This is a genomic window from Nocardioides euryhalodurans (genome assembly GCF_004564375.1).
Lineage (GTDB): Bacteria > Actinomycetota > Actinomycetes > Propionibacteriales > Nocardioidaceae > Nocardioides > Nocardioides euryhalodurans.
The window spans coordinates 2,088,023-2,110,173 of record NZ_CP038267.1; the positions used below are offsets into that span (position 1 = coordinate 2,088,023).

Sequence of the window (22,151 nt, forward strand, 5' to 3'; positions counted from 1 at the left end):
GCCCGGAGGGCGGACTCAGCGCACCGCTTCGACCGTGGCGTCGACCGGGACCCGCGCCCCGGACCGCTGAGCCCCGATGCCGGCCGTGACGACCAGCGCGATCCCGAGCACGGCCGTGGCCCCCGGCACCTGCTGCAGCGCCACCAGCCCGACGACGAGGGCGATCGCGGGCTCGAGGCTCATCAGGGTGCCGAACGCCGCGGTGGTCAGCCGCCGCAGCGCCAACAGCTCCAGCGTGAACGGCACGACCGGCAGCAGCACGGCGAGGCCGAGCCCGATCAGGAGCAGCTCGGGCGTGAGCCGCTCGACGAGGGCGGGACCGGCGACGAGTGCGGAGACCAGCCCGGCGACGGGCATCGAGACCGCCAGGCCGTGGATCCCCTCCACCTCGTCACCGACGTGCTGGGTGAGCAGGATGTAGCCGGCCCAGCAGAGGGCGGCGCCCAGCGCGAAGGCCACCCCGACCGGGTCCACGGCACCGCTCCACGGCTCGGTCAGGAGCACCACGCCGACGGCGGCGAGCGCCGGCCACAACCGGTGGCCGCCACGGCCGCGGGCCACCGCGACGCCCAGCGGTCCGAGGAACTCCAGCGCGCTGGCCGTGCCGAGCGGCAGCCGGGCCACCGCCTCCATGAACAGCAGGGTGACCCCCGCCGTCACCACCCCGAGCAGCGCGGCCGCCCGGAAGCCGCGGGCGGAGTAGTCGGAGCGGCGCGGCCGGACGATCACGAGGAGCAGCGCGCCGGCCCACACCAGCCGCAGGCAGGCCACGCCATCGCTGCCGAGCTGGTCGACCAGCCCCACCGAGGCGGCGAGGCCGAGCTGCACGCAGAGCATCGAGGCCACCGACAGGCCGACGCCCGTACGCACGGCGGCGGTCGCTCGCCCGGAGGTCGTGGTGGTCATGGCTCCAGTGAACCCACTCAGACCGTTCGCGTCCACGTGAGATTGCTGGACATACCGTTCGGCAGACATGGACAATGGGAGGGTGGACCCGCGTCGCCTCGACCTGCTCCTCCAGCTCTCCCGGCTGGGGTCGATGCGGGCCGTCGCCGAGGAGCGCCGCCTCACGACGTCGACGGTGTCGCAGCAGATCTCGACGCTGGCCCGCGAGGCGGGCACCCCCCTGGTCGAGCCCGACGGACGCCGGGTCCGGCTCACGCCGGCCGGGCGCCGGCTCGCCGACCACGCGGTCACGATCCTCGCCGCGATCGAGGTGGCCCGCCGCGACCTCGACCCCGGGAGCGAGCCCGCCGGGACGGTCCGGGTGGGCGGCTTCGCCACCTGCATCCGCAGGACGCTGCTCCCCGTGGTCGACCGGCTCGACGCCACCCATCCCGACACCCGGGTGGTGGTGAGCGAGCTCGAGCCCGGGGAGGCCTACGCCGCGCTGGCCGTCGACGACATCGACCTGGCCCTGGTCTACGACTACGACCTGGCCCCGGCCGGGCCGCCCGACGACGTCGAGGCCGTCCACCTCTGGTCGGCGGACTGGGGCCTGGCGGTCCCGGAGGGGGACGGCCTGCCCAGCGGCGACGCGACGACCGTGATGGCGGCGTACGCCGGGCACGGCTGGATCGTCAACAGCCGCAACACCGCAGACGAGTCGGTCGTGCGGATCCTCGCCTCGCGCGCCGGCTTCACCCCGCAGGTCCGGCACCGGGCCGACAGCCTCGACCTGGTCGAGCACCTCGTGGCGTCCGGCTTCGGGGTCGGCCTGGTCCCGGTCGACCGCGACCTCCGGCCCGGGGTGCGGGTGCTGCCGCTGCGTGACCCCGGCGCCGCGCTGCGAGCGTACGCCGCCACCCGTCGCGGCCGGTCGGCGTGGTCACCCCTGCGCCTGGTCCTCGACCACCTGGTGGCCGGTTCGGAGCAGGGACGCGTCAGCGGGCCGTGAGGTCGCCTCGCACGAGGTCGCCGGTCACCCCGGCGACGACGGCGGCGGGGTCGGAGCCGGTGTCGACGACCCGGTTGTCGGCGTCCACGAAGACCACGCTCGGCACGAAGGCCCTCGCCTCGTCGGTCTCCATCTGCCCGTAGCCGATCAGGATCACCACGTCGCCCGGGGCGACCAGCCGGGCCGCGGCCCCGTTGATGCCGATCACGCCCGAGCCGCGCTCCCCGGCGATGGTGTAGGTCTCGAGCCGGGCACCGTTGGTGACGTCGACGATGTGGACCAGCTCGCCCGGCAGCAGGTCGGCCGCGTCGAGCAGGTCCTGGTCGACCGTCACCGAGCCGACGTAGTGAAGGTCGGCCTGGGTGACGGTGGCCCGGTGGATCTTGCTCTTCATCATCGTCCGCAGCATCAGCGGTCTCCTTGCTCGACGGGTTGCTCGACGCGCGGGACGCCCAGGGTGAGGGGCAGGTTGTCGATGAGGCGGGTGCTGCCGACCCGCGCCGCGACCAGGACCCGCGCCGGGGTCCCGGGTGCGGGGTCGGCGGGCAGCTCGCCGAGGTCGGGGTCGGTGACGACGAGGTAGTCGAGGTCGAGCCCCTGGGAGGCACGCAGCGTGGCCCGGGCGGCAGCCAGCGCGGACGCGAGCCCCTCCTGCTGCGAGCCCCGGGCGGCCAGCAGGACCCGGTGCAGCCCGGCCGCGCACCTCCGCTGGGCGGGGTCGAGGTAGCGGTTCCGGGAGGACAGCGCCAGGCCGTCGGGCTCCCGCTGCGTCGGTGCCCCCACGATCGTGACCGGGAGGCAGAGGTCCGCGGCCATCCGCCGGATCAGCACCAGCTGCTGGTAGTCCTTCTCCCCGAAGACCGCGACGTCGGGACGCACCAGGCCGAGCAGCTTGGCGACCACCGTGAGCACCCCCCGGAAGTGGCCCGGCCGGACCGCACCCTCCAGGACCTCGGCGAGCGGACCCGGCGCCACCGTCACCATCGGCTCACCACCCGGGTAGACCTCGTCGACGGCCGGCGCGAAGACGAGGTCGGCGCCCTCGCGGGCACACGTCGCGAGGTCGGCGTCGAAGGAACGCGGATAGCGGTCGAGGTCCTCGCCGGGGCCGAACTGCATCGGGTTGACGAAGATCGAGACCACGACGCGTCCCTCGGGACCGACCTCGTCCCGGGCCCGCCGCACCAGGCTGGCGTGGCCCTCGTGGAGCGCGCCCATCGTGGGGACCAGGGCCACCCTGCCCCCGGCGCGACGCGCGTCCCCGAGCAGGTCGGCAAGCTCGTGGCGGGTCGCCGCCACGACCGGGGCCGAGGTCATCGCGGGGCGCGGAGGGCGGCCGGCGCCACGGCGGCGTCGAGCACGCGGCGGATCTTCGCGGCGCGGATCGGGAGCACCCGGCCGTCGGTGACGACCCGGTCGAGCGTGGCCCGCCCCAGCGCGACGTACGACGGGAGCGTGTCGGGGGCGTTGGCCGTCACCTCGGCGAGGTGGGCGCGCACCGTCTCGACGTCACCGCGCACGATCGGCCCGGTCAGGGCGCTGTCGCCCTGCTCGAGGGCGTTGTCGAGCGCCGCCTGCAGCAGCGGGCGGAGCGTCGCTGCGGGGTCGTCCGCGCCGGAGGCCGAGAGCAGCTCCATCGCCTCGCTGACCAGGGTCACCAGGTGGTTGGCGCCGTGGGCGAGGCCGGCGTGGTAGAGGCTGCGCCGCTCCTCGGGGACCCACATCGGGCGCCCGCCGAGGTCGGCCACCAGCCGTGCGGCGACCTCGCGCTCGGCGTCACCCGCGGTCACGCCGAAGACGCAACCGTCGAGGCGGGGCAGGTCGACGGCCGTGCCGGTGAAGGTCATCGCGGGGTGCAGCGCCATCGGGCGTACGCCGAGGGCGGTCGCCGGCCCGAGGACCGCGAGCCCGTGGCGGCCCGAGGTGTGGGCGACGTACTGGCCCTCGCGCAGCGCTCCGCTCGCAGCCAGCATCGTGACCACGTTGGGCAGCATGTCGTCGGGGACGGTGAGCAGCAGCAGGTCGGACGCCCGCGCGACGGCGGACGGCTTGCGGACCGGGGTCCCGGGGAGCAGGGCGTCGATGCGCCCCCGGGAAGCGTCGGACTCGCCCGCGGCGGCGACGACCTCGTGCCCGGCGTCCCGCAGGGCCGCTGCGAGGACGGCGCCGACGCGGCCGGCGCCGATGACCCCGACCCGGAGCGGGGCAGGCGTGGTGGAGCTGCTCATGTCTCGCGAACCTCTCGTTTCGGTCCCGCCGACATCCGCTGACGCGGCCGGTACGGGTACCAGACGATGTGCTCGTTGATTGCAACGTGAATCTACGCGCCCCGCTTCCCGCTGGGAACCGCCCCGGAGTGTGACGTGGACCTCTCCCGTGCGCCTGCGAGGATGCGGCCATGGACGCCAGCCCCACCACGCCCCGCCGGGTCGGGGTGCTGCTGGCCGGGGGCGTCGGTGCCCGGGTCGGCCTCGACCGGCCCAAGCAGCTCGTCGAGCTGCACGGCCGGACCATCCTCGAGCACTCGCTCCGGGGGCTGCACGACCACGACCTGATCGACGAGGTCGTCGTCGTGATGGCGCCCGGACACCTCGACGTCGCGCGGTCGGTCGCGGCGGCGTACGACAAGGTCACCGCGGTGCTCCCCGGCGGCAGCACGCGGACGCAGAGCACCCTGGCCGCGCTCGCCCACCTCGGCGAGGCCGACTGCCACGTCCTCTTCCACGACGCCGCCCGGCCGCTGCTCCCACGCAGGGTGGTCACCGACTGCCTCACGGCGCTGGGGACGTACGCCGCGGTCGCGACCGCCGTGCCGTCGACCGACACCCTCCTCGAGGTCGGTCCGGAGCGGACCCTGCGCTCCGTGCCGCCCCGGGACTCGCTCCAGCGGGCCCAGACCCCGCAGGGCTTCCACGCGGAGGTGCTGCGCCGGGCCTACGAGGTCGCCGCCGGCGACCCCGGCTTCGTGGCGACCGACGACTGCTCGGTCGTGCACCGCTACCTCCCGGACGTGCCGGTCGCCGTGGTGGCCGGCGACGAGCGCACCCTCAAGGTCACGACGAAGCTCGACCTGGTCCTCGTCGAGGCGCTGATGCGCCTCGACGAGGAGGGGTGAGCGTCAGCCGAGCAGGCCCTCCTCCTCGAGGAAGTCACGGGCGACGTCCTCGGGGGTCTCCCGGTCGACGGCCACGCGGCCGTTGAGCTCGGTGAGGTTCTCGGTGGTCAGCGCGGACATCAGCGGCTCCAGGACGTCGGCGATGTCGGGGTTGGCGTCGAGGAACTCGGTGCTGATCGCCGGGACGAGGTTCTGCGCGGGCTGGATCGACTGGTCGTCCTCGAGCAGCACGAGGCCCTGGCTCTCCAGGGTGCCGTCGGTGGTGGAGGTCAGGCCCAGCTGCGACTCGCCGTCGAGCACCGACTGGTAGGTCTGGTCGCTGGCGAAGCCGAGCGGCAGCACCTCGGCGATGTCGATGCCGTAGACGTCCGTGAGCCCGCCGGCGCAGTCGGGCCGGCCCTCGCAGTCGGGAGCCGCGGCCAGGGTCACCGTCTCGCCCTCGAGGTCCGACAGCGCGGTGACGCCGTTCTCCTCGGAGTACTCCTGGGTGACGAAGAAGGCGTTGGTGTCGGTCGCCTCAGAGGGCGCGAGCAGCGTGATGCCCTTCTCCTCCAGCAGCGCCTGCGCGTTGTCGATCGACTCCTGGGCGTCGGTCGTGGTCAGCGTCTCGCCGTCGCCGATGGTGGTGCTGAGGAAGTCGACCACGCCGCCGACGTACTCGGGCACGACGTCGACGCTGCCCGGGAACTCCCCCATGTAGACGTCGCGGGTGTCCACCAGGTTGATGGTCGTGGTGTAGCCCGCCTCGGTGAGGAGCTCGTCGTACATCGCCGTCACCAGGGCGGCCTCGGGGAAGCTCTGCCCGGAGATGCGGACCTCGCCGCCGCCACCGGTGTCGGAGGTCTCGCCCGAGGAGTCCTCGGCGAGGTCGTCACCGGCGCAGCCGGCGGTCAGGAGCAGGCCGGCGGACATCACCGCAGCCAGGGAACGTCGGAGCATGTTCGTCAACCTTCTGTGTCCCGCGGCCGCGCCGCGCGTGTCCGGATGCTGCGATGTGGGTCGTGCGGGCCCATCATCCCCCGGTGGTGGTTGATTCGCGAACGGGATCCGCTGCGGCGGACGCCGACGGGGTCGGGTCGAGCGCCCGCTGGACGCCGGCCGCGGCCAGCTCGAGCACCAGCGCGACCAGGGCGACCACGATCGCGCCCGCGATGCCCTGGGGGTAGTTGGACCGGTAGAAGCCGTCGGTGATGATGCGGCCGAGGCCCGGCCCGGCGACCAGAGCCGCGATGGTGGCGGTCGCCCAGACCTGCACCAGCGCCAGCCGGATGCCCGACATCACGAGCGGCAACCCGAGCGGGAGCTCCACGCGGAAGAACTGCTGCGAGGAGGTCATGCCCATCCCCCGCGCCGACTCCTTGACGTCGTCGGCGACCTCGCGGATCGCGGTGTAGGACTGGGTGATGATGGGAGGCAGTGCGAAGAGCGTGAGCGCGATCAGCGTGGCCAGGCCGGCCCGACCGTAGGGGCCGAAGCTCGCGGTCCCCGGCCAGTCGGCGGTCACCAGCAGCGCCAGCAGCGCGAACGTCGGGATGGCGCGCCCGACGTTGGAGATGTTGATGGCGAGGAAGCCGCCGCGGCCGAGGTGGCCGAGCCACAACGCGATCGGCAGGCCGATCACGACCGCGAGCACCAGGGCGGTGCCGGTGAGCAGCAGCTGCTCCAGCATCCGGGCCCACAGCCCTCCCGCGCCCTGCCAGTTGGCGGGGTCGGTCAGGTAGGCCCAGGTCTCGGCGAAGATGTTCACGCGCCGACCCCCCGGGTCCACGGCGTCAGCAGGCGTTGCGCCAGCACGATGAGCGCGTCGAAGAGAACGGCCAGCACGACGCAGAGCACGGCCGCGGTGAGCAGCTCGGCCCGGAAGTTGGTGTCGACGCCGTCCTTGATGAGGTTGCCGAGGCCGCCGTACGAGACGAGGGTGCCGATCGTCGTGAGCGCCACCGTCGAGACCGTCGCCACGCGCAGGCCCGCCATGATGACCGGCAGCGCGAGGGGCAGCTCGATCCGCAGCAGCAGTCGACCGGCTCCGTAGCCCAGCCCGGTGGCGGACTCACGGACCTCGGCCGGCACCGACCGGAAGCCCTCGAGCATGCTGCGCACCAGCACCGTGAGCGCATAGAGGCCGAGCCCGATGATCACCGTGGTCGGGGTGAGCCCGGTGAACGGCACCAGCAGCGGGAAGAGCGCGAGCGAGGGGATCGTGTAGAGCCCGGTGCTGACACCGAGGATGGTCGACTCGAGGCGGGGGTAGCGGCGCGCGACGAGCGCCAGCGGGAAGGCGATCAGCACGCCGAAGACGACGGCGGCGACGGTGATCCAGATGTGCTCGACGGTGGCGTCGACGATCTCGTCCTGGCGGTCGACGAGGTACTGGCCGCAGATCCACTCGTTGGTGAGCCGGCTGTAACAGCTCGGCTCGGTGGCCGCCGGGACGAGTAGGGTCACGCGCATGGACGTTACGGCAAACGCTCCGGGCTCGCCCGCAGCGCAGCCCATGATCCGGCTGGCAGGTGTCGGCAAGACGTACGCCGACGGCACCGTCGCGGTCCAGGAGCTCGACCTCGACGTGGCGAAGGGCGAGCTGGTCTGCCTCGTCGGCCCGTCCGGGTGCGGCAAGTCGACCACGCTGAAGATGATCAACCGGCTGATCGAGCCGACCACGGGGACGATCGAGATCGACGGCCGCGACGTGACGCGCGAGGACCCGGTCGAGCTGCGCCGCGGCATCGGCTACGTCATCCAGCAGGTCGGGCTGTTCCCGCACCAGAAGATCGAGACCAACGTGATGACGGTCCCGCTCCTCTACGGCGAGTCGAAGCCGACCGCCCGCGAGCGGGCCCACGAGCTGATGGACCTCGTGGGGCTCGACCCCTCGACGTACGCCGGCCGCTACCCCCACCAGCTCTCGGGCGGTCAGCGGCAGCGGGTGGGCGTGGCCCGGGCGCTGGCCGCCAACCCGCCGGTCCTGCTGATGGACGAGCCGTTCGGCGCGGTCGACCCGGTGGTGCGGGTGCGGCTGCAGGACGAGTTCCTGCGGCTGCAGCGCGACCTCGGCAAGACCGTCGTCCTGGTCACCCACGACATCGACGAGGCGGTCCGGATGGGCGACCGGGTCGCCGTCTTCGCGACCGGCGGCCGGCTGGCCCAGTACGCCACCCCGATGGAGCTGCTCGCGCGGCCGGCCGACGCCTTCGTCGCCGACTTCGTCGGCTCGACGCGGGGGCTGCGGCGGCTCGCCGTCACGCCGCTGCGCCGCGAGCACCTCGAGCCCATGGACGGCGTCAACGCCGGCGACCTCGGGACCGCCATCGGCCTCGACTCCTCCCTGGAGGAGGCGCTGGCCGCGATGCTGCGCGACGACCGGCCGATGGTGGGCGTCAAGGCCGACTCGGGCGCCGGTTTCGTCGGCGTGCTCACCCCCAACGGGGTGCACCAGGCGCTGCGGGCGTCGCTGGCCGACCACCCCCACTGACCCACGCTGACCGGGCACTCGGGGCGGCCTTGAACGGCACGACCGGGCACTTCTGGCGCCTCGAACGCCCGGTCAGCGGCCCGGTGGCCGGCACGATCGCCCGGTCAGCGGACGGGGACGTCCCGGTGCCAGGACTCCGTGACGTACTTGGTCTGCCACCCGAGCGCCTCGTAGAGGCCGTGCGCACCGGTCGGCGAGTCGGCGTCGACCTCGAGGCCGACTCGGTCGCGGCCGCGGGTGGCGGCGTCGGCGATGATCGTGTGGAGCAGCGCCTTGGCGACGCCGCGACCACGGGCGTCGTCGAGGACGCCGATGTAGGAGACGTACGAGCCGTCGGCGCCGTTGTTGGTCTCCAGGTAGGTCCCGATCAGCGCGCCGACGGGGATCGGCCCGATGCCGTCGAGGTCCTCGTGCTCGAGCTCGGCCAGCCACCAGTGGTCCCACCGGTGCCCCGGGTCCTCACGGACCCGGTGCACGAACTCGCCGAAGGTCTCCTCCCACGAGTTGAAGTGGTCGCGGAAGGCCTGCTCGAGGACCTGGTGGATCGCGGAGAGGTCGACGGAGTCGGGCAGCCCGTCCTCCTCGCGACGGCGTACGCGCCGGATCGTGACCTCACCGCGCTGCCACAGGTCGGGGTCGGGGACCAGGTCGGCCTCCTCGGCCGTGACCGGTCGGCTCATCTGGAACCAGGTCCGGACCTTGGTGAAGCCGGCCGCCTCCAGCCAGGCGTGCTGGCGGTCGTCGTCGGCGAAGGCGCCGGTGTCGATCTGCTGGACCTCGAGCTCCCGCGCGGTTCCGACCGCGCGGGCCTGCTCGTCGGCCCAGGTGAACAGCAGCCGGGAGCAGGCGTCGGCCTGCTCCTCGGGCAGCCCGCGCTCCACGACGTGGACGAAGAGCATCCGCCCCTCGGCCCGGTCGTGGACGCTCCCCCAGGCGCGGATCTCGCCCTCGGGGTCGCGGAGCACGACGTTCTCGCGCATCCGCAGGCCCCGCTCGGACACCTCGACGAGGACGTCGTCGACCGACGCTCCTGCCCACCCGCGCCCGGCGCGCTCGTGCTCGCGCAGCAGGTGGGTCAGGCGGGCGACGGTGAAGCGGTCGCCCGGGTCGGGCGGCTCGACCTTCCAGCCGTCGACGAGGTGCGCGGAATCCGCGAGGATGCCGTCGGGGTCGCTGTGGAACCGGTTGTCCTCGGGGATCACGTCAGGTCATTCTGCCGCACCGCGGGAGCAGGCCCCCCAGCGGTCGGACTCGCTCAGGCGCGCAGCCGGGCGGGCTCGGCCTGCCAGGCAGCCAGCTCGGCCCGCAGCACGTCGGCCTCCTGCTCGAGCTCGGCGACCCGCAGCACCGCCTCGGCGGCACGCTCCTCGGCCTCCTCGAGCCGCACCGTGACCGCGCGACCCTCCTGCTCGGCCAGCTCGGCCCGCCGCGCCTCCGCGTTGAACTTGCGCGTCGCCTCGGCCGCCCGCTTCTGGGCCTCGCTGAGCGCGCTCTCGAGCTCGGTGAGGGCCAGCTCCTGCTGGTCGACGCGCGACTTCATCGAGTCGGCGAAGGCAGTGTGCTCGGCGGTGCGCTCCTCGGTGAGGGAGCGGTAGGCCTGCGCCTGCTCGGCGCGGTCGCGTGCCGCGTCGCGGCGCGTCTGCATGAGCTCGGAGTGGGTGATCCGGGTGGCGGCAGCGCCGAGCACCACGGCGGACACGGCGGCGAACGCCTGGAACCAGGCGACGTCACCGAGGAACGCCGCGGTCACGAGGACCGCGGCGATCGTCAGCAGGGAAACGGCGACGGTGAGGCGCGTGCTGCGCTGTCGCCGACGTGCGGTCGGGGAAGACATACCACGAGACTATTGCGCCGCGTCGTCTTTTCTGACACGACACGCACGCTCCAGGAGCAGTGCCCCGACGACGATCGTCACACCGGCCGCTCCGGCCAGCAGCGAACGGAGGATCCGCTGGTCGGCGAGCTCACCGGGCACCCCGAGCCAGCTGACGGCATAGCCGACGTACGCGCCGGCCGCGAGGCCGCCCACGACGACGCAGGCGCGGGCCAGCACCAACCGGTTGACGGCCCGGTGCGGCTCGAGCCACTCCCGGCGTACGTGCAGCGAGCGGTGGGTGACCCAGGCCGTGGCCAGCAGCACGGCACCCACGAAGAACAGCGCGAGCGGCTGCAGCCAGCTGATGACCGGGGCGTTGCCCAGCCGGTCGGCGACGGGGTGGAGCAGCCAGCCCGCCACGAGACCGACGATGACCGAGCCGCCGACCGTGGCCGGGGAGGTCGGCTGGAGCCGTCCTTCGACCGGTCCGTCCGGCTCCTCGCCCGACGGACCGTCGGTCACTGGAGCTCGAGCGCCAGGTCGTCGCGGCGCGTGAGGCCGGAGGCGTCGACCCCGTCGAGCAGCTCCTTGACGGCCCCTGCGTCGGGAAGCACGGCGTCGGGCTCGAGGTCGTGCCAGGGCTGGAGCACGAACGCGCGCTCGTGGGCGCGCGGGTGGGGCAGCCGCAGGTTGTCGTCGTCGGCCCGACGGTCGCCGACGACGATCACGTCGACGTCGAGCGTCCGCGGGGCGTTGCGGATCTCGCTGCGCTCACGGTCGTAGGCGTCCTCGACGGCGAGGGCCCGGTCCAGCAGCCGGTGGGCGGCCAGGGTGGTGTCGAGGAGCACCACGGCGTTGAGGTAGGGACCGGCGTCGTCGGGGCTGTCGACCGGCTCGGTCTCGTAGACCGGGGAGACCGCGGTGACCCAGACGTCGGGGGTGTCGGCGATCGCGTCGACGGCGCCCTGGAGCGACGACATCCGGTCACCGAGGTTGGAACCCAGGGCGAGCACCGCACGCCGGATCGGGCGCATCTCGCCGGTCAGGGTGTCGGCATCGATGATGTTCGGGTTGGGCGTCTCGGTCACAGGATGTCCCTCACGTCTCTCCGGATCGTCAGTGCCACGTCGGCGAACGCTGCCTCGATCGGGGCATCCGGCTTGTGCACCGTCACCCGCACCCATTCAACACGATCGGCCGAAAGGGCCACGTCCGCGATCCGCTGGGCGAGCGTCTCGATCAGGTCGACCGGGTCCGACTCGACAGCGGCCTTCGCTCGGGCCACGAGGGTTCCGTAGTCGGCCGTGTCCTGCAAGTCGTCGCTGGCCGCTGCCGGACGGGTGTCGAGGCCCAGCGTGAGATCGATCACGAACACCTGGCCGTCGCGCCGCTCGTGGTCGAAGACGCCGTGGTGCCCGAAGCACTCGATGCCCGTGATGGTGAGCTCGTCGGTCATGGATGCTCCTGCTCCAGGCGTTCCAGCACGGCGAGCGCGTCGGCGCTCGCCCGGACGTCGTGCACGCGGATCGCCCACACCCCCCGCTGCGCGAGCAGCAGGGTCAGCGCGGTGCTGGCGGACTCGCGTTCGCCGACCGCCCGGGGGCTGCCGTCCGCGCCACGGAGCAGGCTGCCGAGGAAGGACTTGCGACTGCCACCGACCAGCAGCGGGTGACCGAGCGCGTGGAGCCGGTCGAGTCCGGCGACCAGCGCCCAGTTGTGGTCGGCGGTCTTGGCGAAGCCGAGTCCCGGGTCAAGCACCAGACGATCGGCGGGGATGCCGGCGGCCAGGGCGGCCGAGGCCCGCTCCGACAGCTCGCGGACGACGGCCGCGACGACCCCGCCCGGCTCGTCGTACGACGCCAGGTCCTGCATCCGGTCGGCGTGCCCGCGCCAGTGCATGGCGACGTACGTCGCCCCGGACTCGGCGACCACGTCGAGGATCGCGGGGTCGGCGAGCCCCCCGGAGACGTCGTTGACGACGGCCGCGCCGGCGGCCACGGCCGCGCGCGCCACCTCGGAGCGCATCGTGTCGACCGAGACCACGGCACCGTCCCCGGCGAGTGCCTCGACCACCGGGACGACCCGGGCCAGCTCCTCCTCGACCAGGGGACGCGTGGCTCCCGGCCGCGTCGACTCGCCCCCGACGTCGAGGATGTCGGCGCCCTCGGCGAGCAGCCGGCGGCCGTGGGCCACCGCGGCGGCCGTCTCGACGAAGAGACCCCCGTCGGAGAACGAGTCGGGGGTGACGTTGACGATGCCCATCAGCCGCGCAGACACGATCTCGACTACGGCCTCTGGTGGATCAGGGCCAGCGCCTCCGCGCGGGTCGCGGGCTCGCGCATCATGCCGCGCATCGCGGAGGTGATGGTGCGGGCGCCGGCCTTGCGGACCCCGCGCATCGTCATGCAGAGGTGCTCGGCCTCGATCACGACGATCACCCCCCGGGGCTCCAGGATCTCCATGAGGGCGTCGGCGACCTGCGTGGTGAGCCGCTCCTGCACCTGCGGCCGCTTGGCGTAGACGTCGACCAGCCGCGCCAGCTTGGAGAGCCCGGTGATCTTGCCCGACGCGGCCGGGATGTAGCCCACGTGGGCGACGCCCGTGAACGGCACCAGGTGGTGCTCGCACATCGACCACAGCTCGATGTCCCGGACCAGCACCATCTCGTCGTGGCCGAGGTCGAAGGTCGTGGTGAGCACGTCCTCGGGTGTCTGCCGCAGGCCCGTGGTCAGCTCTGCCCAGGCCCGCGCGACGCGGGCGGGCGTCTCGTGCAACCCCTCGCGGCCGGGGTCCTCGCCGATCGCCAGCAGCAGCTCGCGCACGGCGGCCTCGGCCCGCGCGTGGTCGAACGCGGGGACCTCGTCCGGGTCGCGCTGCGGCAGCGAGATCGGGTCGGTCATCGAGGCGGCTCGGGAGGTGCCTGGCCCAGGCCGGGATCGCCGTGGACGTCGCCGCCCGCGCCGGGCGGGGTGATGACGACGCCGCCCTCGCTCTCCTCGACCGCGGGCGTGCCGTTGGCCCGCGAGCGCTCGCGGATCTCCTGCGGGATCTCGATGGGCGGGATCTCCGAGGGGTTGCGGTCGGGCGATCCCGTCCAGGCCGGGCGGGTCGGGCGCCGCCGCAGGGCCTCGAAGATCTCGGCGACCTCGGACTTGTCGAGGGTCTCCTTGTCGAGCAGCGCGAGGACCAGCGCGTCGAGGACGTCCCGGTTCTCCTCGAGGATGTCGAAGGCCTCCTGGTGGGCCACGGCGAGCAGGGTCTTGGTCTCCTGGTCGACCTTGGCGGCGACGTCCTCGGAGTAGTTCCGGCTGTGGCCGAGGTCGCGACCGAGGAAGGGCTCGGAGTTGGACTCGCCCAGCTTGATCGCGCCGAGCGTCTCGGTCATGCCGTACTGGGTCACCATCGCGCGGGCGAGGTTGGTGGCCTTCTCGATGTCGTTGCCGGCGCCGGTGGTCGGGTCGTGGAAGACCATCTCCTCCGCGGCCCGGCCGCCCATCATGTAGGCCAGCTTGTCGAGCAGCTCGCTGCGGGTCTGCGAGTACTTGTCCTCGTCGGGCAGCACCATCGTGTAGCCGAGGGCGCGGCCGCGGGGCAGGATCGTGACCTTGTGGACCGGGTCGCTGCCGGGCAGTGCTGCGGCGACGAGCGCGTGACCGCCCTCGTGGTAGGCGGTGACGAGCTTCTCCTTCTCGCTCATCAGCCTGGTGCGGCGCTGCGGACCCGCGATGACCCGGTCGATCGCCTCGTCGAGCGCCTCGTCGGTGATCAGCTTGCCGCCCTGGCGGGCGGTGAGCAGGGCGGCCTCGTTGAGCACGTTGGCGAGGTCGGCACCGCTGAAGCCGGGCGTACGCCGGGCCACGCCGCGCAGGTCGACGTCCTGGGCCAGCGGCTTGCCGCGGGAGTGGACCTTGAGGATCTGCTCGCGACCGGCGAGGTCGGGCGCGTCGACGCCGATCTGTCGGTCGAACCGGCCGGGACGCAGCAGCGCGGGGTCGAGCACGTCGGGGCGGTTGGTCGCCGCGATCAGGATGACGCCGCCGCGGACGTCGAAGCCGTCCATCTCGACGAGCAGCTGGTTGAGGGTCTGCTCGCGCTCGTCGTGCCCGCCGCCCATGCCGGCGCCGCGGTGGCGGCCGACGGCGTCGATCTCGTCGATGAAGACGATCGCCGGGGCGTTCTCCTTGGCCTGCTCGAACAGGTCGCGGACGCGGCTGGCGCCGACGCCGACGAACATCTCGACGAAGTCGGAGCCCGAGATGGAGTAGAAGGGGACGCCCGCCTCGCCGGCGACGGCGCGGGCGAGCAGGGTCTTGCCGGTTCCGGGCTGGCCGTAGAGCAGCACGCCCTTGGGGATCTTGGCGCCGACGGCCTGGAACTTGGCGGGCTCCTGGAGGAACTCCTTGATCTCGCCGAGCTCCTCGATGGCCTCGTCGCAGCCGGCCACGTCGCTGAACGTGGTCTTCGGCATGTCCTTGGTGATCAGCTTGGCCTTGGACTTCGCGAACTGCATGACCCCGCGGCCGCCGCCACCCTGGACGTTGTTCATCAGCCACAGGAAGACGAGCACGATCAGCACGAACGGGAGGAAGGTCGCCAGGATCGAGCCCAGCACGCTGGGCTTGGCGATCTCGGTGGTGTAGTCCTCGATCTCGCCGGCCTGGATCTGCTCCTGGGCGGCGGCCTCGATGTCGACCTGGGTGCCGTCGAGCCAGTACGCCATGACCTGGTTGCCGCCGTCACGCTCGACGTCGTCATCGAGGGTCGCCTCGATGACCTGGTCACCGTCGATGAAGGTGATCTCCTTGACCTCGCCGGAGTCGATGTACTCGATCATCCGCGAGGTGGAGACCTCCTCGTACTCGCCCGTGGGGACGAGGTACTGGAGGGCGAGCAGGACGCCGGTCACGGCGAGGATGCCGATGACCCAGCGATTCAGGAGGATCCGCTTCACGTACTTCTCTTCGAGTCAGGTCGAGCAGGGTGGACAGGAGTCTCGGTCATTCTCGCAGGCGGGCCCAACGGGGGCGAACGGACGGCCGCCTGGCCGGTCGGGAGGACGTTATTGGTGGCTAACGGTGGATGCGAGGCGCTCCACACGGGCTGCAACGCGTGTGGAGCGCATCCGATCCGCCGTTACCCGCCGTGCGACGCCCGGGCCGAAGGGTGCGGAGTGCCTCCCTCAGGAGTAGACGTGCGGCGCGAGGGTGCCGATGTCGCGCAGGTTGCGGTACTTCTCGCGGTAGTCGAGGCCGTAGCCGACGACGAACTCGTTCGGGATGTCCCAGCCGACGTACTTCACGTCGACGGGCATCTGGAGCGCCTCGGGCTTGCGGAGCAGGGTGCAGATCTCGACGCTGGCCGGCTCGCGCGAGGCGAGGTTGGAGGTCAGCCACGACAGGGTGAGGCCGGTGTCGATGATCTCGTCGACGATGACGACGTCGCGACCGCTGATGTCGGTGTCGAGGTCCTTGAGGATCCGCACGACGCCGCTGGACTTGGTGCCGGAGCCGTAGGACGAGATCGCCATCCAGTCCATCTCGAGGTGGCGGGTGAAGCTGCGGGCGAGGTCGGCCATGACCATCACGGCGCCGCGCAGGATGCCGACGATGAGGAGGTCGCGCCCGGCGTAGTCCTCCTCGATCTGGGCGGCCAGCTCACCGAGCCGCTCCCGGATCTGGGCCTCGGTGAAGAGGACGTTGACCAGGTCGTCGTCGACGTGCGAGGCATCCATGGACGTCAGGATTCCACAGTCGTGGGCCGGAACCGCAGGTGCCCGGCCTCGCGGACCGCCGTGACGTGGCCGGGCAGCTGGACCTGGCCGCTGATGTCACCCGCCGCGAGGTCGACCAGGGCCCGGACGTGGACGTGGAAGAGGTCCGCGTCCACGGCTCCGGCGGCGAGCGCGGCCAGCCTCAGCACCCGGCTGGCTACGGCCTCGTCGAGGTCGTGGAGCGCCCCCAGCGGGAGGCCGTCGGAACCGTCGAGGGCGTCGTGGGCCACCGCAGCCATCCGGTCGAGCGCCTCCATGTCGGGGCGGAGCATGGCCGCGGTCCGGGCCAGGGTCTGGGCGACCCCCGGGCCGAGCTCGCGCTCGAGCACGGGTAGCACGACGTGGCGGACCCGGCTGCGGGTGAACCGCGGGTCCTCGTTGTGGGGGTCGTCCCACCAGGCGATGTCCTCGGCGCGGCACGCCGCCTCGGTCTCGGCCCGGGTCACGTCGAGGAGCGGACGCACGAAGACGCCGTACGCCGGTCGCATGCCGGCGATCGAGCGGCCACCGCTGCCGCGGGCGAGCCCGAGCAGCACGGTCTCGGCCTGGTCGTCGAGGGTGTGGCCGAGCAGCACCCGGCGCGCACCGGCGCGGCCGGCGAGCTCCTCCAGCACGGCGTAGCGCGCCTGGCGGGCGGCCGCCTCGGGTCCCTGGCCCGCCCCCTCGACCCGCACCCGGGCGCTCGCGGTCTCGTCGGCCCCGAGCCTGGCCATCTGGGCCACCACCAGGTCGGCCCGCCCCGCCGACCCGTCCTGCAGGCCGTGGTCGACGGTCGCCCCGAGGACGAGCACCTCGATCCGGTGGGCCTCGTGGACGGTGGCGGCCAGCAGGGCGAGCGAGTCGGCGCCGCCGGAGCAGGCGACCAGGACCCGGTCGGCGGGCTCGAGGCCCGCCAGCGACCGGCGTACGGCGCGACGGCAGGCGGCGACCGCCGGAGGCAGTGCCACCGGCCTAGAGCACCCGCGAGACCCAGGCGTCCGGGTCCGCGATCTCGGCCTTGGACGGGAGGTTCGCCGGGCCGTCCCAGACGGCGTTGAACTCGGCCATCCCCACCTTGTCCACGACGCCACGGACGAACTTCGCGCCGTCGCGGTACTGCGCCATCTTGGCGTCGAGGCCGAGCATCCGGCGCAAGAACCTGTCGAGGACCCCGATGCCCTGGCGACGCTGGTCGAACTTCTTCCGGATGGCCGCGACCGAGCCGATGACCTGGGGACCGACGCCGTCCATGACGACGTCGGCGTGGCCCTCGAGCAACGACATCACCCCGGTGACCCGCTCGAGGATCTGCTTCTGCTCCGGTGAGCCGAGCGCGTCGAGCAGACTGCCTCCCCCGCCGCCGCGGAGAGCCTCGGAGACGCGCCTGACGCCGTCCTCGAGCGCCGCACCGGGATCGACGGTCTCGGCGAGCGCCGCGATCTCGGAGGCGAGGTGGTCACGCAGCCACGGGACGGCCGTGAACTGCACCCGGTGGGTCTCCTCGTGGAGGCAGACCCACAGTCGGAAGTCCTGCGGGTCCGCCCGGAGCTCGCGCTCGACGTGGACGATGTTGGGGGCCACGAGCAGCAGCCGGCCGGCCGGGTCGTGGAAGGGGTCGAACTGGCCCAGCACCTTGCCGGCGAGGAAGCCGAGCAGCAGCCCGACCTCGGCGCCGGTGACGCGCGAGCCGACCGCCTGGGCCAGCCCGTTGGGCGGCCCCTTCTTCTCCGAGAGCTTCTCGATGACCGGGCCGAGCATGGTGGAGAAGGCGTCGGCGTTGGCCTGCACCCAGCCGGCGCGGTCGACGACGAGGACCGGCGCGCTGCGGTCGGCGGCGACCAGTCCCGTGAAGTCTCGGACCAGCCCGGTGGAGCGGTCGGCCGCGGTCCGGAGCTCGGCCACCACGGCGGCGGCCTGATCGGGGGTCACCTCGGGACCCCTGCCCGCCAACCGGGATCCGATGTTGACGGCGAGGTCCCAGTCGACCATGGAGTCCATGCGCCGACCCTACGCGTGACGGCAACCGCTCAGCGCGAGCAGCGGCAGGCCCCCAGCGCCCCGGCCAGGTTGTCGAGCGCCTGGCGCGCGTCGAGCGTGTCGGGCACGCGGACCCGGTCGGCGGCGAGGACGAAGGCCATCGGCGTGCCGTCGAGGTCGGTCGCGATCCCGGCGAGCGAGCTGACCCCGGTGAGGGTGCCGGTCTTGGCGCGCACCCGGCCGACGCCTGCCTCGGGCGCCTCGTCGAACCGGAGGGCGAGCGACCCGGTGAAGCCGCCGACGGGCAGCCCGGTCGCCACCGGTCGGAGCTCGGGGTGGTCGGGGTCGGCGGCCAGCCGCAGCACCTCGAGGAGGGCGGGAGCGGTCAGCCGGTTGTCCCGCGACAGACCGCTGCCGTCCCGCAGCACGACTCCCGCCATCGGGACGCCGAGCCCGCGCAGTGTCTCGGAGACCGCTCGCGAGGCGCCCGCGAACGACGCCTCCTCGCCGGTGGCGAGGGCTGTCTGGTGGGCCAGCACCTCGGCGGCCTCGTTGTCGCTGACCTCGAGCACCCACTCGACGATCGCGGACAGCGGGGCGCTGCGGACGACCGCCAGCTGCTCGGCGCCCCGGGGAGCCGTGGCCGGCCGGGGCTGGCCGGTGACCTTCACGCCCTGCTGGCGCAGCGCCTCGGCGAACCGGTCGGCGGCCACCGCAGCCGGGTCCGCCACGCGGCCGAAGCCGTCGGCGTCGCGACCCTCGTCGACCCAGAGCGCCGACATCGGCGAGACGATGCCGTCGGGGACGTAGTCGCTGCGCCAGTAGGGGTTCTCGGCGGGGCCGGTGAAGAGCGAGGCGTCGTACGCCACCCGGACCGGCCTGCGCCCGGGCAGCGATCGGGCGGTCTGACGAGCGAGGTCGACGACGTCGGCGCGGTCCGGCCACTCCCCCGACGGGACGGGGCGGCTCGCGAGGAAGGGGTCGCCGCCACCGACGAGGGTCACCGACCCGCGCCTGCCGACGACGGTCGTCTCGAAACGGTGGTCCGGCCCGAGGGCGGACAGGGCGGCCGCCGCGGTCACCAGCTTGGTGGTCGACGCCGGCAGGAAGGACCCCGAGCCCGACTCGTAGCCGGGGCCGGCACCCTCGAGCGGGGCGACCGCGGCGAGCACGGAGCGGCCCAGGTCGCGGTCGCGCAGGCCGGGCGCGAGGGCCCGGCGTACGGCGGCAGGGGCGAGCGCCGCGTCCCCGGACTCCGCCGCGACCGGCCCGGGCCGGTCGAGGGCCGGCACCTCCAGCCCCTCGGGAGGAGGTACGGCGGCCGGTTCGCTGACCGGGTCGGGGGTCGCGGTGCCGAACCAGCGGGCGCCGAGGTCGTACTGCCACGCCGCCACGGCGCCGCCCACGAGCACCAGGACGAGCACCACGGGGAGCCAGAGCGCGACGGCGCCACGGCGGCCCGGACGGCGCCCGCTGCCGTGGTGTGGGTCACGTCTGCTCACTCTGGGTCCCTTCCGGCTGCGCGTTCGGGGCCATTGTGCGCGACACTGGCCCCGGGACCGGGACCCGGCCGGTCGCAGACGAAGCGGAGGATGGACGACGTGCTCGAGTTCGACGTGGTGGTGGAGATCCCCAAGGGGGAGCGCAACAAGTACGAGGTCGACCACGAGACCGGGCGCATCCGGCTGGACCGGATGCTGTTCACCTCCACGGCCTACCCGGCCGACTACGGCTTCATCGAGGACACCCTCGGCCAGGACGGCGACCCGCTCGACGCGATGGTCATCCTCCAGCAGCCGACCTTCCCGGGCTGCGTCATCAAGTGCCGCGCGATCGGCATGTTCCGCATGACCGACGAGGCCGGCGGCGACGACAAGGTCCTCTGCGTCCCGAGCCACGACCCGCGCCTGGAGCACCTGCGCGACATCAACCACGTGTCGAAGTTCGACCGCCTGGAGATCCAGCACTTCTTCGAGGTCTACAAGGACCTCGAGCCCGGCAAGTCCGTCGAGGGGGCCGACTGGGTCGGCCGTACGGAGGCCGAGGCCGAGGTGCAGGCGTCGTTCAAGCGGCACGAGGACAACCCCGGCCACTGACCCGCGCCACGGCGCTCGGACAGTCGGGGGTCAGCCCACCAGCTCCGGCGACCGCAGCATCTCCGGCGGTACGCCGAACGCGTCGACCAGGTCGCGGGCGAGCGGGCGGAGCTTGCGGCACAGGTCGTTGACCTCGCGGCTGATCGCCTTGGAGCGCTGCGCCGACATCCGCCCGTGCTCCATGAACCAGGCCCGGTCGGCCTCGATGGTGGAGAGCGCGAACAGGTCGCAGAGCAGGTTGAGGGCGACCTTGGCGTCGCCGTCCTCGAGCGTCGCCACCTTGTCGACGAACGCGTCGAGCACCTGCCGTTCGACGTGGGCACCGGCCGCGGCGATGACGTGGTCCTGGACGCGGGAGAACACCTCGCCCGGGTCCATGCCACCGTCGATGCCGCGCTTGAGGCGGCGTGCGACGCCGGAGAGCATGTGCTCCTCGCGGAAGCGCAGCATCATCCGCTGGTAGTCGGGGTCGAGCAGCCCGGCCTCCTGGTCCCACTCGTCGCCGCCCGGCAGCACGTCGCGGACCCGCTCGAGCAGCTTGTGCACCGAGGTCCGCTCGATGACGGTGTCGACCGCGAGCCCGGCGACGAAGCGGACCATCCCGAACTGGTCCATCTCCTCGAACTCACCGGCGTAGTCGGTGAGCAGGCCCTTGGCGACCAGCTGCAGCAGCACGTGGTTGTCGCCCTCGAAGGTCGTGAAGACGTCGGTGTCGGCCTTGAGGGCGGCGAACCGGTTGACCGCGCGGTACCCCTGCCCGCCGCACGCCTCGCGGCACTCCTGGATGGTGCGGGTGGCGTGCCAGGTGCCGAGCGCCTTGGTGCCGGCGGCCAGCGACTCCAGCTCGCGCCGCCGGTGCTCGTTCTCCCCCTCCTCGGGGGCGTCGGTCTGCGTGAATACCTCGTGCAGCTCGAGCGCCACGACCTCCTGGGCGAAGTGGAGGGCGTACGTCCGTGCGAGCAGCGGCAGCAGTCGACGCTGGTGCAGCCCGTAGTCGAGGAGCAGCTCCTCCTGCTCCTCCGAGGTGGCGTTGAACTGCCGACGGCGGTCCGCGTAGGTGATCGCGATCGCGAGCGCCACCTTGGCCGCGTTGATGCCGGCTCCGCCGACGCACACCCGGCCCTGGACGAGCGTCCCGAGCATGGTGAAGAAGCGACGGTTGGCGTTCTCGATCGGGCTCTCGTACCGCCCGTCGGGGGTCACCTGCGCGAACTGGTCGAGGAGGTTCTCGCGCGGCACCCGGACGTGGTCGAAGCCGATCCGCCCGTTGTCGACGCCGTTGAGCCCCATCTTCAGCCCGTCGTCCTCGATGGTGATCCCGTCGAGGACCTCGCCGTCGCGGCGCAGCGGAACCACGAGCGCGTGCACGCCGTGCGCCTCGCCCCCGACCTCGAGCTGTGCGAAGACCACGGCCAGCTCGGCGTGCCGGGCGGCGTTGCCGATCCAGTCCTTGCGCGCCGACGGGTCCGGGGTGGTGAGGACGAACTCCTCGCGGTCCGGGTCGTACGTCGCCACCGTGCCGAGCGCCTGCACGTTGGAGCCGTGCCCGACCTCGGTCATCGCGAAGCAGCCCATCACGCGACCGGAGATCAGGTCGGCGAGGTATTGGTCGTGGTGGCGCTGCGTGCCGAGCTGCAGGATCGCACCGCCGAAGAGCCCGAACTGCACGCCGACCTTCACCAGGACGGACAGGTCGCCGTAGGCCAGCGTCTCGAAGGCCGCGATCGAGGCGCCGAGGTCGCCGCCGCCGCCGTACGCCTCGGGGAAGCCCATGCCGGTCTGGCCGGTGGACGCCATGGTGACCACGAGGTCGCGCACGCGGTCGCGGTAGTCGTCGGTCGAGAGGGTCTCGGCCTCCTCGAGGACCGAGGCGTGCTCGGCGAGGTTGCTGCGGACCAGGTCGCGGACCTCGGCGTAGCGGCCGTCGAGCAGCCGGCGCAGGGCCGCGACGTCGATGGTGGGCTGGACGTAGCCGCGGGTGCTGCCGGCATCGGGCGCAGCGGTGTCGGTGGCCATGCCCCCGACATTA

24 protein-coding genes are annotated in these 22,151 nt (G+C 73.0%); 4 read left to right on the forward strand and 20 right to left on the reverse strand.

Translation table 11 applies throughout. From position 1 onward, the window contains the following. Positions 1 to 15: 15 nt before the first annotated feature. The gene (locus EXE57_RS09920) at positions 16 to 906 is read right to left on the reverse strand and encodes an EamA family transporter (RefSeq protein ID WP_135077061.1); all 891 of its coding nucleotides are present in this window, start codon (positions 904 to 906) and stop codon (positions 16 to 18) included. Positions 907 to 988: 82 nt separating this feature from the next. Between EXE57_RS09920 and EXE57_RS09925 the strand changes: the two genes are divergently transcribed. Next, positions 989 to 1,897, forward strand: coding sequence for a LysR family transcriptional regulator (locus EXE57_RS09925; RefSeq protein ID WP_135077064.1), 909 nt, complete (start codon positions 989 to 991; stop codon positions 1,895 to 1,897). On the opposite strand, the gene panD is transcribed toward EXE57_RS09925, so the two are convergent. From panD to EXE57_RS09940, 3 genes are read right to left on the reverse strand one after another with little or no spacing between them, the layout of a single operon-like run. Beyond that, on the reverse strand, positions 1,884 to 2,306 hold the full coding sequence (gene panD / locus EXE57_RS09930) for an aspartate 1-decarboxylase (protein ID WP_135077067.1): 423 nt from the start codon (positions 2,304 to 2,306) through the stop codon (positions 1,884 to 1,886). The two genes, EXE57_RS09925 and panD, sit on opposite strands and share 14 nt — an antisense overlap. Beyond that, positions 2,306 to 3,214 (reverse strand): pantoate--beta-alanine ligase, encoded by a 909-nt coding sequence (panC, locus tag EXE57_RS09935; protein ID WP_135077070.1) that lies wholly within the window; start codon positions 3,212 to 3,214, stop codon positions 2,306 to 2,308. The genes panD and panC overlap by 1 nt, the downstream gene beginning before the upstream one ends. Further along, positions 3,211 to 4,125, reverse strand: a complete 915-nt coding sequence (locus tag EXE57_RS09940; protein ID WP_135077073.1) for a Rossmann-like and DUF2520 domain-containing protein — start codon at positions 4,123 to 4,125, stop codon at positions 3,211 to 3,213. Before EXE57_RS09940 ends, panC begins: the two co-directional genes overlap by 4 nt. 170 nt (positions 4,126 to 4,295) lie before the next feature. On the opposite strand from EXE57_RS09940, the gene ispD reads away from it, so the two are divergent. Continuing rightward, the gene (gene ispD, locus EXE57_RS09945; protein WP_135077076.1) at positions 4,296 to 5,012 is read left to right on the forward strand and encodes a 2-C-methyl-D-erythritol 4-phosphate cytidylyltransferase; all 717 of its coding nucleotides are present in this window, start codon (positions 4,296 to 4,298) and stop codon (positions 5,010 to 5,012) included. A gap of 3 nt (positions 5,013 to 5,015) precedes the next feature. Here ispD and EXE57_RS09950 read toward each other — a convergent pair whose 3' ends face one another. The 3 genes from EXE57_RS09950 to EXE57_RS09960 all read right to left on the reverse strand — a co-directional run bounded on the left by EXE57_RS09950 (position 5,016) and on the right by EXE57_RS09960 (position 7,457). Next, on the reverse strand, positions 5,016 to 5,951 hold the full coding sequence (locus tag EXE57_RS09950) for an ABC transporter substrate-binding protein (protein ID WP_135077079.1): 936 nt from the start codon (positions 5,949 to 5,951) through the stop codon (positions 5,016 to 5,018). 73 nt (positions 5,952 to 6,024) lie between these two features. Beyond that, positions 6,025 to 6,759 (reverse strand): ABC transporter permease, encoded by a 735-nt coding sequence (locus EXE57_RS09955; protein ID WP_244246775.1) that lies wholly within the window; start codon positions 6,757 to 6,759, stop codon positions 6,025 to 6,027. Further along, positions 6,756 to 7,457 carry an ABC transporter permease gene (locus EXE57_RS09960; RefSeq protein WP_208542812.1) on the reverse strand — a complete coding sequence of 234 codons (702 nt, stop codon included), beginning with the start codon at positions 7,455 to 7,457 and terminating at the stop codon, positions 6,756 to 6,758. Before EXE57_RS09960 ends, EXE57_RS09955 begins: the two co-directional genes overlap by 4 nt. Before the next feature lie 4 nt (positions 7,458 to 7,461). Between EXE57_RS09960 and EXE57_RS09965 the strand changes: the two genes are divergently transcribed. Further along, the gene (locus tag EXE57_RS09965; RefSeq protein ID WP_425271683.1) at positions 7,462 to 8,484 is read left to right on the forward strand and encodes an ABC transporter ATP-binding protein; all 1,023 of its coding nucleotides are present in this window, start codon (positions 7,462 to 7,464) and stop codon (positions 8,482 to 8,484) included. A 104-nt stretch (positions 8,485 to 8,588) separates the two neighbouring features. Here the strand turns inward: EXE57_RS09965 and EXE57_RS09970 are convergent, their stop codons facing one another. The 12 genes from EXE57_RS09970 to dacB form a co-directional block, all read right to left on the reverse strand. Continuing rightward, positions 8,589 to 9,686, reverse strand: coding sequence for a GNAT family N-acetyltransferase (locus EXE57_RS09970; protein ID WP_208542813.1), 1,098 nt, complete (start codon positions 9,684 to 9,686; stop codon positions 8,589 to 8,591). Positions 9,687 to 9,739: 53 nt separating this feature from the next. Continuing rightward, complete coding sequence (locus EXE57_RS09975) at positions 9,740 to 10,318, reverse strand: hypothetical protein (RefSeq protein WP_135077085.1); 579 nt, start codon at positions 10,316 to 10,318, stop codon at positions 9,740 to 9,742. A gap of 9 nt (positions 10,319 to 10,327) precedes the next feature. Further along, positions 10,328 to 10,822: a DUF3180 domain-containing protein gene (locus tag EXE57_RS09980; RefSeq protein ID WP_135077088.1), complete on the reverse strand. Its 495-nt coding sequence runs from the start codon at positions 10,820 to 10,822 to the stop codon at positions 10,328 to 10,330. Continuing rightward, the gene (gene folK / locus EXE57_RS09985; protein ID WP_135077091.1) at positions 10,819 to 11,388 is read right to left on the reverse strand and encodes a 2-amino-4-hydroxy-6-hydroxymethyldihydropteridine diphosphokinase; all 570 of its coding nucleotides are present in this window, start codon (positions 11,386 to 11,388) and stop codon (positions 10,819 to 10,821) included. Before folK ends, EXE57_RS09980 begins: the two co-directional genes overlap by 4 nt. Next, positions 11,385 to 11,756 carry a dihydroneopterin aldolase gene (gene folB / locus EXE57_RS09990; RefSeq protein ID WP_135077095.1) on the reverse strand — a complete coding sequence of 124 codons (372 nt, stop codon included), beginning with the start codon at positions 11,754 to 11,756 and terminating at the stop codon, positions 11,385 to 11,387. The genes folK and folB overlap by 4 nt, the downstream gene beginning before the upstream one ends. Then, complete coding sequence (gene folP, locus EXE57_RS09995) at positions 11,753 to 12,577, reverse strand: dihydropteroate synthase (RefSeq protein ID WP_482805345.1); 825 nt, start codon at positions 12,575 to 12,577, stop codon at positions 11,753 to 11,755. Before folP ends, folB begins: the two co-directional genes overlap by 4 nt. 8 nt (positions 12,578 to 12,585) lie before the next feature. Beyond that, entirely contained in the window at positions 12,586 to 13,200 is a 615-nt protein-coding gene (gene folE, locus EXE57_RS10000) for a GTP cyclohydrolase I FolE (protein ID WP_135077097.1), read from the reverse strand. Then, positions 13,197 to 15,251: an ATP-dependent zinc metalloprotease FtsH gene (ftsH, locus tag EXE57_RS10005; RefSeq protein WP_135077100.1), complete on the reverse strand. Its 2,055-nt coding sequence runs from the start codon at positions 15,249 to 15,251 to the stop codon at positions 13,197 to 13,199. Before ftsH ends, folE begins: the two co-directional genes overlap by 4 nt. Positions 15,252 to 15,479: 228 nt before the next feature. Then, on the reverse strand, positions 15,480 to 16,031 hold the full coding sequence (hpt, locus tag EXE57_RS10010; RefSeq protein ID WP_135077103.1) for a hypoxanthine phosphoribosyltransferase: 552 nt from the start codon (positions 16,029 to 16,031) through the stop codon (positions 15,480 to 15,482). Between the two features lie 5 nt (positions 16,032 to 16,036). Next, positions 16,037 to 17,017: a tRNA lysidine(34) synthetase TilS gene (gene tilS, locus EXE57_RS10015; protein ID WP_135077107.1), complete on the reverse strand. Its 981-nt coding sequence runs from the start codon at positions 17,015 to 17,017 to the stop codon at positions 16,037 to 16,039. Positions 17,018 to 17,021: 4 nt separating this feature from the next. Beyond that, entirely contained in the window at positions 17,022 to 18,047 is a 1,026-nt protein-coding gene (locus EXE57_RS10020; RefSeq protein ID WP_341869384.1) for a zinc-dependent metalloprotease, read from the reverse strand. A gap of 29 nt (positions 18,048 to 18,076) precedes the next feature. Then, complete coding sequence (gene dacB, locus EXE57_RS10025) at positions 18,077 to 19,528, reverse strand: D-alanyl-D-alanine carboxypeptidase/D-alanyl-D-alanine endopeptidase (protein WP_167305869.1); 1,452 nt, start codon at positions 19,526 to 19,528, stop codon at positions 18,077 to 18,079. 90 nt (positions 19,529 to 19,618) lie between these two features. Here dacB and EXE57_RS10030 point away from each other — a divergent pair, with 90 nt between their 5' ends. Then, positions 19,619 to 20,122 (forward strand): inorganic diphosphatase, encoded by a 504-nt coding sequence (locus EXE57_RS10030; protein WP_135077113.1) that lies wholly within the window; start codon positions 19,619 to 19,621, stop codon positions 20,120 to 20,122. 30 nt (positions 20,123 to 20,152) lie between these two features. Here EXE57_RS10030 and EXE57_RS10035 read toward each other — a convergent pair whose 3' ends face one another. Next, positions 20,153 to 22,138 carry an acyl-CoA dehydrogenase family protein gene (locus tag EXE57_RS10035; RefSeq protein ID WP_135077116.1) on the reverse strand — a complete coding sequence of 662 codons (1,986 nt, stop codon included), beginning with the start codon at positions 22,136 to 22,138 and terminating at the stop codon, positions 20,153 to 20,155. Between the last annotated feature and the right edge of the window lie 13 nt (positions 22,139 to 22,151).

What these genes read in the sequence shown, in the direction of transcription:
- EXE57_RS09920 (WP_135077061.1), bottom strand. Translation starts at nt 906, where the DNA reads ATGACCACCACGACCTCCGGGCGAGCGACCGCCGCCGTGCGTACGGGC.
- panD (WP_135077067.1), bottom strand. Translation starts at nt 2,306, where the DNA reads ATGCTGCGGACGATGATGAAGAGCAAGATCCACCGGGCCACCGTCACC.
- panC (WP_135077070.1), bottom strand. Translation starts at nt 3,214, where the DNA reads ATGACCTCGGCCCCGGTCGTGGCGGCGACCCGCCACGAGCTTGCCGAC.
- EXE57_RS09940 (WP_135077073.1), bottom strand. Translation starts at nt 4,125, where the DNA reads ATGAGCAGCTCCACCACGCCTGCCCCGCTCCGGGTCGGGGTCATCGGC.
- ispD (WP_135077076.1), top strand. Translation starts at nt 4,296, where the DNA reads ATGGACGCCAGCCCCACCACGCCCCGCCGGGTCGGGGTGCTGCTGGCC.
- EXE57_RS09950 (WP_135077079.1), bottom strand. Translation starts at nt 5,951, where the DNA reads ATGCTCCGACGTTCCCTGGCTGCGGTGATGTCCGCCGGCCTGCTCCTG.
- EXE57_RS09965 (WP_425271683.1), top strand. Translation starts at nt 7,462, where the DNA reads ATGGACGTTACGGCAAACGCTCCGGGCTCGCCCGCAGCGCAGCCCATG.
- EXE57_RS09975 (WP_135077085.1), bottom strand. Translation starts at nt 10,318, where the DNA reads ATGTCTTCCCCGACCGCACGTCGGCGACAGCGCAGCACGCGCCTCACC.
- folB (WP_135077095.1), bottom strand. Translation starts at nt 11,756, where the DNA reads ATGACCGACGAGCTCACCATCACGGGCATCGAGTGCTTCGGGCACCAC.
- folE (WP_135077097.1), bottom strand. Translation starts at nt 13,200, where the DNA reads ATGACCGACCCGATCTCGCTGCCGCAGCGCGACCCGGACGAGGTCCCC.
- hpt (WP_135077103.1), bottom strand. Translation starts at nt 16,031, where the DNA reads ATGGATGCCTCGCACGTCGACGACGACCTGGTCAACGTCCTCTTCACC.
- EXE57_RS10020 (WP_341869384.1), bottom strand. Translation starts at nt 18,047, where the DNA reads ATGGACTCCATGGTCGACTGGGACCTCGCCGTCAACATCGGATCCCGG.
- EXE57_RS10030 (WP_135077113.1), top strand. Translation starts at nt 19,619, where the DNA reads ATGGACGACGTGCTCGAGTTCGACGTGGTGGTGGAGATCCCCAAGGGG.
- EXE57_RS10035 (WP_135077116.1), bottom strand. Translation starts at nt 22,138, where the DNA reads ATGGCCACCGACACCGCTGCGCCCGATGCCGGCAGCACCCGCGGCTAC.